Origin of the sequence: Streptomyces sp. NPDC046866 (genome assembly GCF_040704625.1) — a bacterium.
Taxonomy (GTDB): domain Bacteria; phylum Actinomycetota; class Actinomycetes; order Streptomycetales; family Streptomycetaceae; genus Streptomyces.
Map to the genome: position 1 here is coordinate 17,860 of NZ_JBEYXN010000014.1, position 14,205 is coordinate 32,064.

A 14,205-nucleotide genomic window follows, 5' to 3' on the forward strand; every position below is an offset into this window, starting at 1 on the left:
ACGCCCGGAGTGTGGCGAAGGCCCCGGCACCGTGAGGTGCCGGGGCCTTCGCACATCCACCGGGCTACTGCTGCTGGGGCAGCGGCTTGCCCGTGGTCCCGTCGACCACCTTGCGCCCGCCCAGCGGCTGCTGCAGCGTCGCCGAGACCGACATCTCCTGGGCGATCATGATGCAGGCCCGGCCCGGATCGGTCGGGGTGTCCGTGATCCGCACCGTCACCGAACCGGCCTCCTCACGGGCCTCCAGCGCGTACGTGCTGCACACGCCGCCCCAGAAGTTCACCGTCAGCTTCCGGTCGGCCTGGCCGTACGAGAACCCCGGCACGGTCCGCGCGCCCGACGCCGGCGCCGGCGGGACGGGGCCGCCGCCCTCCACGGCGGACTGGACCACCGTGCGCCCGGGCGCACCGCCCGTGCCCGCCACCTCGAAGTGCCAGGCCGGCACCAGGCCCCGGGCCCCGTTCACCGTTCCGGGCGCCAGCCCCAGCACGGCGCCCTTCACCGTCTCCGTCCGCGGCGGCTTCATCGGCCGCGGCTCCGGGTTGCACGGCGGCGTGTCCGAGGGGCCCACCGGGGTGTCCGGAGCCAGCGGGACCGAGGTCGCACAGCCGCTCGGGCCGGGGCCCGTGCCGTCGCCGCCGCCCGAGGCCCGGTTCAGCCGGGCCAGCGCCTCCGCGGCCCCGATCACGGGCTGGTCGCCGGCCCGCTCCGGGGCCTTCAGCTCGCCGCTGCCCGCGACCACCGTGCCGTCCGCGCCGACGCTGACCTTGGTGGACCAGCCCTGCGTGGGCAGCCCGCCGACCACCGGGTCGGCCGTCACCACCCGGACCGCGCCCTGGATCTGGCGGGCGTCCAGCCGCGCCCCGCTCTGCCCGGCCGCGGCCAGCACCGGGGCGGCGGCCGCCTTCGCCGCCTCCTCGCTCACCGGCTTGCCGACGCCGGCGGCCGCTCCCGCGCCCTCGCCCTGCGGGAGCGTCGCGGGCCCGCAGGTGTCCTTGCCGCGCTTGCAGTCGTCGCCCGCGCCGCCGCCCCCGTGGAAGCGGGCGAAGTTCCAGGTGCCGGGGGCCTTGTGGTTCACCGTGAGCAGGGGCCCGGACCCGTCGCCGCCTTCGCCGGCCTGCCAGGTCTCGCCCACCAGCCGCGGGGCGCCCGCGATGCCGAGGGCCTGCGCGAGCCGCGCCACCTCCTGCTCGCCCGTCTCGCCGGCCGCGGCGTACGAGGGTGCGCTCGCCGGGGCCTGCGGGAGCGGGACCTCCGCCCGGTACGTCACCCCGCCGCCGTGGGGGTCCGGCTCGCCGGGGGCGATGCCCGGCCCGGGCGGGCTCGGTGCCACGCGGGGCGCCGCGGCCGCGGCGGTGCCCGTACGGCCGCCGCCCGAGCCGCCGTCCCCGTACGCCGTGGACGCCCAGTAGGCCGTGCCGCCGCCCGCGAGCAGGACGGCCGCCGCGATCGAGCCGATGGCCCAGGCAGGCCGCCGCCGTGTGCCGTGTGATGTGTCGGGTTGTTCGCTGGTCACCGCATGCTCCTTCGCCCGTACCGCCGGTGGCTGATGCGGGTGTGACGGAACAGGCGCGAAACCGGTTCCGCCGCCCTAGTCGCCGTACTCGGCGGTGGCGGCGATCAGGCGGGCCGAGGACGGCGGCACGCTGACCCCGTGGATCTGCGCGGGCGCCACCCGGGCCGGCCGCGGGTCCGCCGGGACCGCCCAGTGCGGGGCCATCCTGGCGCAGTCGCCGAGCAGCCGCGCGAACCCGAGGCGCGTGTCGGCCGCGCACTCTCCGTATCCGAATCCGTCGGTATAGGTCATGGGGGCACGGTAGGCTCGGCGCCGCCCGCGAAGAAAGGGCTACTACGGGGTAGTTTCGTGGGGTCGGCGAGGCGGCCGGGAGCGGGTAGTTTTGACTGTCACCCCGCCGTCATCCGCAGGAGCATCCACGCCGTGCGTATCGCAGTCACCGGCTCCATCGCCACCGACCACCTCATGACCTTCCCCGGCCGCTTCGCCGACCAGTTCGTCGCGGACCAGCTGCACACGGTCTCCCTCTCCTTCCTCGTCGACAACCTCGACGTACGGCGGGGCGGCGTCGGCCCGAACATCTGCTTCGGCATGGGCCAGCTCGGCATCCGGCCGATCCTCGTCGGGGCGGCGGGCTCCGACTTCGACGAGTACCGCGCCTGGCTCGACCGGCACGGCGTCGACACCGCGTCCGTGCGGATCTCCGAGGTGCTGCACACCGCGCGCTTCGTCTGCACCACCGACGCCGACCACAACCAGATCGGCTCCTTCTACACGGGCGCGATGAGCGAGGCCCGCCAGATCGAGCTGAAGGCCGTCGCCGACCGGGTGGGCGGGCTCGACCTGGTCCTGATCGGCGCCGACGACCCCGAGGCGATGCTCCGCCACACGGAGGAGTGCCGGACGCGGGGCATCCCGTTCGCCGCGGACTTCTCGCAGCAGATCGCCCGCATGGACGGCGAGAACATCCGCACCCTGATGGAGGGCGCGACCTACCTCTTCTCGAACGAGTACGAGAAGGGGCTCATCGAGACGAAGTCCGGGTGGTCGGACGAGGAGATCCTGGGCAAGGTCGGCACCCGCGTGACGACCCTGGGCTCCCGCGGTGTCCGCATCGAGCGGGCGGGCGAGGAGACCATCCTGGTCGGCTGCCCCGAGGAGACCGCGAAGGTCGACCCGACCGGTGTCGGCGACGCGTTCCGCGCGGGCTTCCTGACGGGGCTGGGTTGGGGCGTCGGCCTGGAGCGGGCGGCTCAGCTGGGCTGCATGCTCGCCACCCTCGTCATCGAGACGCTGGGCACCCAGGAGTACACGCTGGCCCGTGCGCACTTCATGGAGCGCTTCACGAAGGCGTACGGCGAGGACGCCGCCTCCGAGGTCCGCGCCCACCTCTCCGTCTGACCCGGCCCAGGGGGCTGCCGCTGCGCGGAGCCCCCTCCTCGCCCCGCTCCTTCCCCGTATCACATCCAGCCCGCGCGGCGTTTGAGCGCACCGGGCGCGAAGCGCACGGAACGGGGTCCGGGGCGTCAGCCCCGGTTTCTGGGGGCACCTCCCAGCGGTAGCTGGGGGAGAAGGGGCGGGGAGGGGAACGGCTCCGCGCAGCGGGGACCGGGGCACCCGGCTCCGCCCCTCGAACGCCGGCGCGGGGTTCGGTTTCGGAGGGGTCAGAGGGTGCGGCGGACGGTGTAGGCCGTGGCCGGGGGGCGGGGGGATTCCCCCAGGTAGGCGTGGCCCCGCATCGCGCACCACGCCGGGATGTCCAGCCGGGCCACCTCGTCGTCCGACACCACGGTGACCGTGCCGCCCACCGGCACCGTACGGATGGCCCGCGCCAGCTCGATCACCGGCTGCGGGCAGCGCAGGCCCACCGCGTCGATCTCCAGGGACTCCGCGACCGGCTCCTGCGGCTCCGCCTCCGGCGCGCCCAGCGCGGCCCGCACCCCGGCCACCGCCCCCGGCAGCACCTCCAGGAAGCCGTTCACCTCGGCGGCGGTGGTCCCCGCCGGCAGGGACACCCGGACGTTGCCCTCGGACAGCACTCCCATCGCCTTCAGGACGTGACTCGGGGTCAGCGTGGAGCTCGTGCAGGAGGAGCCGGAGGAGACCGAGTACCCGGCCCGGTCCAACTCGTGCAGCAGCGCCTCGCCGTCCACGTACAGGCAGGAGAACGTGACCAGGTGCGGCAGCCGCCGCACCGGGTCCCCGACCACCTCCACGTCCGGCACCAGCCGGGCCACCCGCCGCCGGATGCGGTCCACCAGCACCCGCAGCCGCGCCGCCTCCGCATCCGCCTCGGCCCGTACGGCCCGCAGCGACGCGGCGGCCGCCACCGCGGCCGGGAGGTTGCCGAAGCCGGGGGAGCGCCCCGACTCCCTCTCGTCGGCGGGGCCTTGGGGGGCGAAGCGGACCCCCTTGCGGACCGCCAGCAGACCGACCCCGGGCGGCCCGCCCCACTTGTGGGCGCTGGCGGCCAGCACCGACCAGCGGCCCTCCACCGGGCCCCAGCCCAGCGACTGGGCGGCGTCGACCAGCAGCGGCACCCCGGCCGCCGCGCACACCTCGGCCACCTCGGCCACCGGCTGCACCGTGCCCACCTCGTGGTTGGCGGACTGCAGGCAGGCCAGTGCGGTCGTGGCCGTCAGTGCGGAGGCGTATCCGGCCGCCGAGGCCGCGCCGGTGCGGTCCACCGGCACCCGGGCCACCGTGCCGCCGCCCGCCTCGTGCGCCTCCGCCGCGTGGAGCACGCTGCTGTGCTCGACCGCCGATACGACCATATGGCCGCCGACGCGCCGGCGGCCGGCCAGTACGCCCGCGATGCCCGAGTGAACCGCGTGGGTCCCCGAAGGAGTGAACACCAGCTCGTCGGGGCGGCAGCCCACCGCCTCCGCGGCCGCCTCGCGCGCCGCGTCCAGCAGCAGCCGGGCCCGCCGCCCCTCCCGGTACAGTCGGGCGGGGTCGGCCCAGCCCTCGTCCAGGGAGGCCTGCAGCGCCTGCCGGGCCACGGGGTGCAGCGGGGCGGTGGACGCGGTGTCGAAGTAGGGCATCCGGCCACGCTAACCGGCAGGCCTCCACGCCGGAGGTCAGGGGGCGTCAGATGCCGCCCCGACGCCGCCATTCAGCCGGTGCCGCGCCGTCCCCCGTACGGCGGATCCATCCCTTCGGGGGCAGTAGCGGCGCGTTGGGCACCCTCCCCGCGCGACCCCAAATAGCGTCCAGTAGGGTTTGGTCCGCATAAACATCCAAACCCCTGCCTGCGTCAGGGCCGGCGACCGACCCGAACACGGCCGCGGCCGGCCGCGCGGGCCGAGACTCTCGGGAAGGCGCTACGTGAGTCCCTACGGCTCCGACCGCTCGCCGCGGCGCCCGATGCGGCGGAAGCTGCTGCAGGCGCTGACTGCGGGCGTGGTCCTGGCGACCGCCACTGGTTGCTCGTACACATGGAAAGACTTCCCCCGCCTCGGAATGCCGACCCCGGTCACGGAGGAGGCGCCTCGCATCCTCTCCCTGTGGCAGGGGTCCTGGGCGGCCGCTCTGGTCACCGGCATCCTGGTGTGGGGCCTGATCATGTGGAGCGTCATCTTCCACCGGCGCAGCCGGACGAAGGTGGAGGTTCCCCCGCAGACCCGGTACAACATGCCGATAGAGGCGCTGTACACCGTGGTCCCGCTCATCATCGTCTCGGTGCTGTTCTACTTCACCGCGCGTGACGAGTCGAAGCTCCTCTCGCTCTCCGACAAGCCGGCCCACACGGTCAACGTGATCGGCTTCCAGTGGAGCTGGGGCTTCAACTACATCGAGGACGTCGACGGCGACGCGGCGACCCCGAAGGCCGGCGAGGTCCCCAAGGAGCTCTCCCGGATCCCGGACCGCTTCACCAAGGACTTCCCGAAGGGCGCCGAGGGCGTCTACGAGAAGGGCATCCCGGGCGACCGCAACCCGCAGACCGACAACCCGGGGCCGACCCTCTGGCTGCCCAAGGGCGAGAAGGTCCGCTTCATCCTGTCCTCGAACGACGTCATCCACTCCTTCTGGGTGGTGCCGTTCCTCTTCAAGCAGGACGTCATCCCGGGCCACACCAACGTCTTCGAGGTCACGCCCACCGAAGAGGGCACGTTCATGGGCAAGTGCGCCGAGCTCTGCGGCGTCGACCACTCCCGGATGCTCTTCAACGTCAAGGTCGTGTCCCCCGAGGCGTACCGGGCGCACCTGAAGGAACTGGCCGAGAAGGGGCAGACCGGCTTCCTGCCGGCCGGCATCAAGCAGACTGACCCGGCCCGGAACGCGGAGACGAACAAACTGTGAGCATCCTCAACGAATCCCAGGGTGCCGCCGCCGACTCGTATGAGAACGAGCTGCCGGTACGGCGCAAGCAGCCGGGCAACGTCGTCGTGAAGTGGATGACCACGACCGACCACAAGACCATCGGTACCCTGTACCTGGTCACGTCGTTCGTGTTCTTCCTCATCGGCGGCGTCCTGGCGCTGTTCATGCGTGCCGAGCTTGCGCGCCCGGGCACGCAGATCATGTCGAACGAGCAGTTCAACCAGGCGTTCACCATGCATGGCACGATCATGCTGCTGATGTTCGCCACCCCGCTCTTCGCGGGCTTCGCCAACTGGATCATGCCGCTGCAGATCGGTGCGCCCGACGTGGCGTTCCCGCGGCTGAACATGTTCGCGTACTGGCTGTACCTCTTCGGCTCCACCATCGCGGTGGCCGGCTTCGTGACGCCGAACGGCGCCGCCGACTTCGGCTGGTTCGCCTACTCCCCGCTGTCGGACGCGGTCCGCTCGCCGGGCATCGGCGCCGACATGTGGATCATGGGTCTGGCCTTCTCCGGCTTCGGCACGATCCTCGGCTCGGTCAACTTCATCACCACGATCATCTGCATGCGCGCACCCGGCATGACGATGTTCCGCATGCCGATCTTCACCTGGAACGTGCTGCTGACCGGTGTCCTGGTCCTGCTCGCCTTCCCGGTGCTGGCCGCCGCGCTCTTCGCGCTCGAGGCCGACCGCAAGTTCGGCGCCCACGTCTTCGACGCGGCCAACGGCGGCGCCCTGCTGTGGCAACACCTCTTCTGGTTCTTCGGACACCCAGAGGTGTACATCATCGCCCTGCCGTTCTTCGGCATCGTCTCCGAGATCATCCCGGTCTTCTCGCGCAAGCCGATGTTCGGCTACATCGGCCTGATCGCCGCGACGATCGCGATCGCCGGCCTCTCGGTGACCGTGTGGGCCCACCACATGTACGTCACCGGCGGTGTGCTGCTGCCGTTCTTCTCCTTCATGACCTTCCTGATCGCGGTCCCGACCGGTGTGAAGTTCTTCAACTGGATCGGCACCATGTGGAAGGGCTCGCTGTCCTTCGAGACCCCGATGCTCTGGACGATCGGCTTCCTGGTCACCTTCACCTTCGGTGGTCTGACCGGCGTCATCCTGGCCTCGCCCCCGATGGACTTCCACGTCTCCGACTCGTACTTCGTCGTCGCCCACTTCCACTACGTCGTCTTCGGCACCGTGGTGTTCGCGATGTTCGCCGGCTTCCACTTCTGGTGGCCGAAGTTCACGGGCAAGATGCTGGACGAGCGCCTCGGCAAGATCACCTTCTGGACGCTGTTCATCGGCTTCCACGGCACCTTCCTGGTGCAGCACTGGCTCGGTGCCGAGGGCATGCCGCGTCGTTACGCGGACTACCTGGCCGCCGACGGCTTCACCGCGCTGAACACGATCTCGACGATCAGCTCGTTCGTGCTCGGCCTGTCCTTCCTGCCGTTCATGTACAACGTCTGGAAGACGGCCAAGTACGGCAAGAAGATCGAGGTCGACGACCCGTGGGGCTACGGCCGTTCGCTCGAGTGGGCGACCTCCTGCCCGCCGCCGCGGCACAACTTCCTCACCCTGCCGCGCATCCGCAGCGAATCGCCGGCGTTCGACCTGCACCACCCGGAGATCGCGGCCCTCGACCACCTCGAGGACCACGCCCCGGCGAAGGCCGTCACCGGTGGCAAGGAGGCCGGCAAGTGAAGATCCAGGGCAAGATGTTCCTCTGGCTCTCCTTCTTCATCCTGATCATGGCCGTCGTGTACGGCGTGTGGTCGAAGGAGCCCGTCGGAACCACCGCGCTCTTCCTGGCCTTCGGCCTGAGCGTGATGATCGGCTACTACCTGGCCTTCACGGCCAAGCGCGTCGACGAGATGGCCCAGGACAACCTGGAGGCCGAGGTCGCCGACGAGGCGGGAGAGCTGGGGTTCTTCTCCCCGCACAGCTGGCAGCCGCTGTCGCTGGGCATCGGCGGCGCCCTCGCGTTCATGGGCGTCATCTTCGGCTGGTGGCTCATGTACTTCTCGGCCCCGATCATCCTGATCGGCCTGTGGGGCTGGGTGTACGAGTACTACCGCGGTGAGAACCAGAACCAGTAGCAGCACCCGCAGTACCACGGCGCAGAGCCGTACGAGGGGCCCGGACACCTCCAATGGGGGAGTCCGGGCCCCTCGTTTGCAGTCATCCCGGGTGCCATGACTGTCCTACTTTCATAGCGTTGGCCCCATGAAGCACTCACCGCGCCTTCGTACCGCGCTCAGCTGCACCGCGCTGGTCGCGTCCCTCGGTGCCGGCGCCACCGCGTGCGGGGGCGGCGGCAACCCCCTGTCCGCCCGCCCGTACGACGCGGCACAGCAGGTCGCCTTCAACCAGGCCGTCGGCCGGCGCCCCGTGGACCCCGACAAGCCCCTCGAGATCACCGCCAAGGCGGGCGGGGGCCGGATCACCGACGTGACCGCCGTGGACACCTACGGCCGCCGTCTCGCGGGCGAGCTCACCGCCAAGGGCGACCGCTGGCACAGCACCGCCCCGATGGCGGCCGGCGTGCGCTACACGGTCCAGGTGGGCACGGAGGACGAGCGCGGCGCTCCAGGGCTGCGTACGCTCACGTTCGACACCACCCCGGCCAAACGCCTCCTGAACGTCGTATTCGGCCCGGAGGCGGGCAAGTACGGCGTCGGACAGCCCATCACGGCCGAACTGAGCGAGGCCGTCAAGGACAAGGCGGCCCGCGCCGTCATCGAGCGCGGCCTGGTCGTCCAGACCCCGCCCGGCGTCGAGGGCGCCTGGTACTGGGTGGACGACAAGCACCTCCACTACCGGCCCAAGGAGTACTGGCCCGCCCACAGCACCGTCTCCGTACGGAGCAACCTGGAGGGCGTCCGGATCTCCGACCGCCTCCACGGGGCCGCCAGCAAGCCGGTGGAGCTCCGGATCGGCGACCGCGTCGAGGTCACCACCGACGCCGCCGCCCACTACCTCGAGTTCCGGCGCAACGGAGAAGTGATCAACACCATTCCGGTGACCACGGGGAAGCCCGGCTTCTCCACCCGCAATGGGGTCAAGGTGGTGCTGGGCAAGCAGTACTTCGTCCAGATGCGCGGCGACACCGTCGGCATCGGCGGCGACGAGTACTACAACCTGCCCGTCTACTACGCGACCCGGGTCACCTGGAGCGGTGAATACGTCCACGCCGCGCCCTGGTCCGTCGACTCCCAGGGCTACGAGAACGTCAGCCACGGCTGCACCGGCATGAGCACGGGCAACGCCGCCTGGTTCTACGAGAACATCACCGAGGGCGACATCGTGAAGGTGATCAATTCCATCGGCGACGACATGGACGTCTTCGGCAACGGCTACGGCGACTGGAACATGGACTGGAAGAAGTGGCGCGAGGGCAGCGCCCTGCTCAAGGGCACCCCGGACGGCCGCAGCCCCACCGACCAGGCCCGCCTGCGCCCGCAGGTCTGAGCCCTGCCCGGCCGCCCCGCGCGGCCGGCCCGCGAAGGCGCGGGCCCGGTGCGCAGGCGCCCGTACGGGAGCCCGCGCACCCGGGGCGCCGCCTCCTAGGCGTCCAGCGACAGCCGGGAGCGCAGCAGGGCCGCCAGTGCGTCCGCGAACTCCACCGGGTCGACCGGAAGGGTCACCGCCGCATCCGCCCGGCTCCACGTCGCCAGCCAGGCGTCCTGCGGGCGCCCCATCAGCAGCAGCACCGGCGGGCAGTGGAAGACCTCGTCCTTGATCTGCCGGCACACCCCCATGCCCCCGGCCGGGACCGCCTCGCCGTCCAGCACGCACACGTCGATCCCGCCCGCGTCCAGTTCGCTCAGGACCGCCGGCAGCGTGGCGCACTCCGTGAACTCGACGGGCGGCAGGTCCGCGGCCGGCCTGCGCCCGGCCGCCAGGCGCACCTGCTGCCGGGTGTTCGCGTCGTCGCTGTAGACCAGAACCCGTGCAGTCGACCGCATTTCGTTCCTCCACGGTGCCGTGAATCACGTTGATGTTGCGCGGGATGCTACTCCTCCGGACCCGGTGTCAACATCGGTTCGGACACCCTCGCGAACGGTCCCCCGATGGGCCGTTCGGGCCTTGCACACGGCCCTGACACTCCGAACGGCACCCCCCGGGGTGAGGGCGGGATAAGCGACCGACATAATGTCGGTCGTGGCGACAGCAACGACAGTAGATACCGGGCACGCGCACCCGACGGTCAATCGACCGAACCTCGTCAGCGTCGGAACCATCATCTGGTTGAGTTCCGAGCTGATGTTCTTCGCGGCCCTCTTCGCGATGTACTTCACCCTGCGATCGGTGACGGGCGCCGAGTACTGGACAGAGCAGGCCTCGGCCCTGAATCTGCCCTTCTCGGCGACGAACACCACGATCCTGGTGCTCTCCTCCCTCACCTGCCAGCTCGGCGTCTTCGCCGCCGAGCGCGGTGACGTGAAGAAGCTCCGGGCGTGGTTCATCGTCACGTTCATCATGGGTGCGATCTTCATTGGCGGCCAGGTGTTCGAGTACACCGAGCTGGTCAAGCACGAGGGCATCTCCCTCTCGTCCGGTCCGTACGGTTCGGTCTTCTACCTGACCACCGGCTTCCACGGGCTGCACGTGACGGGCGGTCTGATCGCCTTCCTGCTGGTCCTCGGCCGGACGTACGCGGCCAAGAGGTTCACCCACGAACAGGCCACGTCGGCCATCGTCGTGTCCTACTACTGGCACTTCGTCGATGTCGTCTGGATCGGCCTCTTCGCGACGATCTACCTGATCAAGTAGCGGGACACGTCGCCGGGCCCGCCCGGCACTCCATCCAGAAACACCGACGCAGAAGATCCTGACACCGGGGTAATCCGTGAAAAAGCTCTCCGCACGACGACGCCATCCGCTGGCGGCGGTCGTCGTTCTACTCCTCGCGCTGGCGGCCACTGGGGGGCTGTATGCCGCCTTCGCCCCTGCGGGCAAGGCGCAGGCCGATGAAACCGCCCAGTCCCTCGCCATCGAGGAGGGCAAGAAGCTCTACGCCGTGGGTTGCGCAAGCTGCCACGGAACCGGCGGTCAGGGAACCACTGACGGCCCCAGCCTGGTCGGCGTCGGCTCCGCGGCCGTCGACTTCCAGGTGAGCACGGGCCGCATGCCCGCCCAGCAGCCCGGCGCCCAGGTGCCGAAGAAGCCGGTGATCTACTCCCAGGCGCAGATCGACCAGCTGGCCGCGTACATCGCCTCCCTCGGCGCCGGCCCCATCACGCCGACCGAGAAGCAGTACGACCCGGCGGGTGCCGACGTCGCCAAGGGTGGCGAGCTGTTCCGCAACAACTGCGCGCAGTGCCACAACTTCACCGGTGAGGGCGGCGCCCTGACGAACGGCAAGTACGCCCCGAACCTCGAGGACGTCTCGCCCAAGCACATCTACGAGGCCATGCTCACCGGCCCGCAGAACATGCCCTCCTTCCCGGAAAGCACCATGCCGGAGAAGCAGAAGAAGGACATCATCGCGTACCTCCAGCACGTGAACGGCGAGAAGTCGGTCAGCCCGGGCGGCCTCAAGCTCGGCGGCCTCGGCCCCGTCTCCGAGGGCCTCTTCGGCTGGATCTTCGGTCTGGGTGCGCTGATCGCTGTCGCCGTCTGGGTCGCGGCCCACACCGCTAAGGCCAAGAAGTCATGAGTAGCCAAGACATTCCCGAAGACAAGCACCTGCCGAGCGAGCAGGGCGACGCGCACCACGGTGGTGTGGCGGTCGCGGACGACCCGTTCGCCGACCCCGGCCTCCCGGTCCACAAGCCGCGTATCCAGGACATCGACGAGCGGGCCGCCCGGCGCTCCGAGCGCACCGTGGCGATGCTGTTCACGCTGTCGATGCTGGCCACGATCGGCTTCATCGCCTCCTACGTGGCCATCCCGGTCGACAAGATGGTGTTCATCTTCCCCCTCGGGAAGGTGAGCGCCCTCAACTTCGCCCTGGGCCTGACCCTCGGCGCGGCCCTCTTCTGCATCGGCGCGGGCGCGGTCCACTGGGCCCGCACCCTGATGTCCGACGTCGAGGTCGCCGACGAGCGCCACCCGATCGCCGCCCCGGCGGAGGTCAAGGCCAAGGTCATGCAGGACTTCGCCGACGGTGCGAACGAGTCCGGCATCGGCCGCCGCCCGCTGATCCGCAACACGATGCTGGGCGCGCTGGCCATGCTGCCGCTGTCCGCCGTCATGATCATGCGCGACCTGGGCCCGCTGCCCGAGGACAAGCTGCGCAAGACCGTGTGGGCCAAGGGCAAGCTGCTCATCAACCAGAACACGATGGAGCCGCTGCGTCCCGAGGACGTCCAGGTCGGTTCGCTGACCTTCGCCATGCCCGAGGGCCTGGAGGAGACGCAGCACGACTTCCAGACCCAGATCGCCAAGGCCGCCCTGATGATCGTCCGGATCAAGCCGGAGGACATCAAGGACAAGCGTGAGCTCGCGTGGTCCCACGAGGGCATCGTGGCCTACTCCAAGATCTGCACCCACGTCGGCTGCCCGATCAGCCTGTACGAGCAGCAGACGCACCACGTGCTCTGCCCGTGCCACCAGTCCACCTTCGACCTCTCCGACGGCGCCCGTGTCATCTTCGGCCCGGCCGGCCACGCGCTTCCGCAGCTGCGGATCGGCGTGAATGGCGAAGGCTTCCTCGAGGCGCTCGGCGACTTCGAGGAGCCCGTCGGTCCTGCATTCTGGGAGCGCGGATGAGCACTGCCACCGATACGAAGCGCAAAGCGCCCGCCGGCGAGCGAGTGGCGGACTGGGCGGACGGCCGCCTGGGCATCTACAGCCTCGCCAAGGCGAACATGCGCAAGATCTTCCCGGACCACTGGTCCTTCATGCTGGGCGAGGTCTGCCTCTACAGCTTCATCATCATCATCCTCACGGGTGTGTACCTGACGCTGTTCTTCCACCCGAGCATGAACGAGGTCGTGTACCACGGCTCGTACGTCCCGATGCAGGGCGTCACGATGTCCGAGGCCTTCTCCTCGACACTGGACATCAGCTTCGACGTCCGCGGCGGTCTGCTCATCCGGCAGATCCACCACTGGTCGGCGCTGATCTTCGTCGCGGGCATGGTCGTGCACATGATGCGCGTCTTCTTCACCGGCGCGTTCCGCAAGCCGCGCGAGGTCAACTGGATCTTCGGCTTCCTGCTGCTGGTCCTCGGCATGTTCACCGGCTTCACCGGTTACTCCCTGCCGGACGACCTGCTCTCGGGCACCGGTGTCCGCTTCATGGAGGGCGCGATCCTGTCCGTGCCGGTCATCGGCACGTACCTGTCGTTCTTCCTCTTCGGCGGCGAGTTCCCCGGCGGCGACTTCGTCGCGCGGTTCTACTCGATCCACATCCTGCTGCTGCCCGGCATCATGATGGGCCTGCTGGTGGCCCACCTGATCCTGGTCTTCTACCACAAGCACACCCAGTTCGCGGGTCCCGGCAAGACGAACAACAACGTCGTCGGCATGCCGCTGCTGCCGGTCTACATGGCCAAGGCCGGAGGCTTCTTCTTCCTGGTCTTCGGTGTCATCGCGGCCATCGCCGCGATCGCCTCGATCAACCCGATCTGGGCGCTCGGCCCGTACCGCCCGGACCACGTGTCCACCGGTGCGCAGCCCGACTGGTACATGGGTATGCCGGAAGGCCTGATCCGTGCCATGCCCGGCTGGGAGATCAACCTGTGGGGCCACACGCTCGTCCTGGGCGTGTTCATCCCGCTGCTGCTCTTCCCGCTGGTGCTCGGCGCGATCGCCGTGTGGCCGTTCATCGAGTCCTGGGTCACCGGGGACAAGCGCGAGCACCACATCCTGGACCGCCCGCGCAACGTCCCGACCCGCACCGCGTTCGGTGTCGCCTGGATCGCGGAGTACATCGTGCTCCTCATCGGCGGTGGCAACGACATGTTCGCGCAGTACTTCCACCTGTCGATCAACAACATCACCTGGTTCGTGCGGATCGGCTTCTTCGTCGTCCCGGTGCTCGCGTTCATCGTCACCAAGCGGATCTGCCTCGGCCTGCAGCGCCGCGACCACGACAAGGTGCTGCACGGCCGCGAGACCGGCATCATCAAGCGCCTGCCGCACGGTGAGTTCGTCGAGGTCCACGAGCCGCTGTCGCAGGACAAGCTGCACACGCTGACCGCGCACGAGCAGTACAAGCCGCTCGAACTCGGCCCGACGGTCGACGAGAACGGCGTCGAGCGCAAGGTCGGCCGCATGGAGAAGCTCCGCGTGAAGCTCAGCAAGGGCCTCTACGCGGAGAACAACCAGATTCCGAAGCCCACGGTGGAGGAGTACAAGGAGATCCAGAGCGGCCACGGCCACCACTGATCCCGTAGGGGACTGATTCCGGTCAGTT

Annotated in this window: 13 protein-coding genes; 9 read left to right on the top strand and 4 right to left on the bottom strand. The window is 70.0% G+C overall.

Features of this window, described 5'->3' with window-relative positions:
• Nucleotides 1–64 precede the first annotated feature (64 nt).
• Together AB0953_RS20735 and AB0953_RS20740 are read right to left on the bottom strand one after the other, a co-directional pair.
• Nucleotides 65–1,516 carry a hypothetical protein gene (locus AB0953_RS20735; protein WP_366860972.1) on the bottom strand — a complete coding sequence of 484 codons (1,452 nt, stop codon included), beginning with the start codon at nucleotides 1,514–1,516 and terminating at the stop codon, nucleotides 65–67.
• 75 nt (nucleotides 1,517–1,591) lie between these two features.
• On the bottom strand, nucleotides 1,592–1,807 hold the full coding sequence (locus AB0953_RS20740) for a hypothetical protein (protein ID WP_366860973.1): 216 nt from the start codon (nucleotides 1,805–1,807) through the stop codon (nucleotides 1,592–1,594).
• A gap of 132 nt (nucleotides 1,808–1,939) precedes the next feature.
• Here AB0953_RS20740 and AB0953_RS20745 point away from each other — a divergent pair, with 132 nt between their 5' ends.
• Nucleotides 1,940–2,917 (top strand): carbohydrate kinase family protein, encoded by a 978-nt coding sequence (locus tag AB0953_RS20745; protein ID WP_366860974.1) that lies wholly within the window; start codon nucleotides 1,940–1,942, stop codon nucleotides 2,915–2,917.
• A gap of 263 nt (nucleotides 2,918–3,180) precedes the next feature.
• Here AB0953_RS20745 and AB0953_RS20750 read toward each other — a convergent pair whose 3' ends face one another.
• Nucleotides 3,181–4,560, bottom strand: coding sequence for an aminotransferase class V-fold PLP-dependent enzyme (locus tag AB0953_RS20750; protein ID WP_366860975.1), 1,380 nt, complete (start codon nucleotides 4,558–4,560; stop codon nucleotides 3,181–3,183).
• Nucleotides 4,561–4,843: 283 nt separating this feature from the next.
• Between AB0953_RS20750 and coxB the strand changes: the two genes are divergently transcribed.
• The 4 genes from coxB to AB0953_RS20770 all read left to right on the top strand — a co-directional run bounded on the left by coxB (nucleotide 4,844) and on the right by AB0953_RS20770 (nucleotide 9,309).
• A complete protein-coding gene (gene coxB / locus AB0953_RS20755) occupies nucleotides 4,844–5,818 on the top strand; it encodes a cytochrome c oxidase subunit II (protein ID WP_366860976.1) in 975 nt (324 codons plus the stop codon).
• On the top strand, nucleotides 5,815–7,542 hold the full coding sequence (ctaD, locus tag AB0953_RS20760; protein ID WP_366860977.1) for a cytochrome c oxidase subunit I: 1,728 nt from the start codon (nucleotides 5,815–5,817) through the stop codon (nucleotides 7,540–7,542). Before coxB ends, ctaD begins: the two co-directional genes overlap by 4 nt.
• Entirely contained in the window at nucleotides 7,539–7,937 is a 399-nt protein-coding gene (locus AB0953_RS20765; protein ID WP_361914025.1) for a cytochrome c oxidase subunit 4, read from the top strand. Before ctaD ends, AB0953_RS20765 begins: the two co-directional genes overlap by 4 nt.
• A 127-nt stretch (nucleotides 7,938–8,064) precedes the next feature.
• Nucleotides 8,065–9,309, top strand: a complete 1,245-nt coding sequence (locus AB0953_RS20770) for an Ig-like domain-containing protein (protein ID WP_366860978.1) — start codon at nucleotides 8,065–8,067, stop codon at nucleotides 9,307–9,309.
• 95 nt (nucleotides 9,310–9,404) lie between these two features.
• Here the strand turns inward: AB0953_RS20770 and AB0953_RS20775 are convergent, their stop codons facing one another.
• A complete protein-coding gene (locus tag AB0953_RS20775; RefSeq protein ID WP_366860979.1) occupies nucleotides 9,405–9,806 on the bottom strand; it encodes a hypothetical protein in 402 nt (133 codons plus the stop codon).
• Between the two features lie 187 nt (nucleotides 9,807–9,993).
• Here AB0953_RS20775 and AB0953_RS20780 point away from each other — a divergent pair, with 187 nt between their 5' ends.
• The 4 genes from AB0953_RS20780 to AB0953_RS20795 all read left to right on the top strand — a co-directional run bounded on the left by AB0953_RS20780 (nucleotide 9,994) and on the right by AB0953_RS20795 (nucleotide 14,177).
• Nucleotides 9,994–10,614: a heme-copper oxidase subunit III gene (locus AB0953_RS20780; protein ID WP_366860980.1), complete on the top strand. Its 621-nt coding sequence runs from the start codon at nucleotides 9,994–9,996 to the stop codon at nucleotides 10,612–10,614.
• Nucleotides 10,615–10,690: 76 nt separating this feature from the next.
• A complete protein-coding gene (locus AB0953_RS20785) occupies nucleotides 10,691–11,500 on the top strand; it encodes a c-type cytochrome (RefSeq protein WP_366860981.1) in 810 nt (269 codons plus the stop codon).
• Nucleotides 11,497–12,555, top strand: a complete 1,059-nt coding sequence (locus tag AB0953_RS20790) for a Rieske 2Fe-2S domain-containing protein (RefSeq protein ID WP_366860982.1) — start codon at nucleotides 11,497–11,499, stop codon at nucleotides 12,553–12,555. Before AB0953_RS20785 ends, AB0953_RS20790 begins: the two co-directional genes overlap by 4 nt.
• Entirely contained in the window at nucleotides 12,552–14,177 is a 1,626-nt protein-coding gene (locus tag AB0953_RS20795; protein ID WP_366860983.1) for a cytochrome bc complex cytochrome b subunit, read from the top strand. The genes AB0953_RS20790 and AB0953_RS20795 overlap by 4 nt, the downstream gene beginning before the upstream one ends.
• Nucleotides 14,178–14,205: the final 28 nt, after the last annotated feature.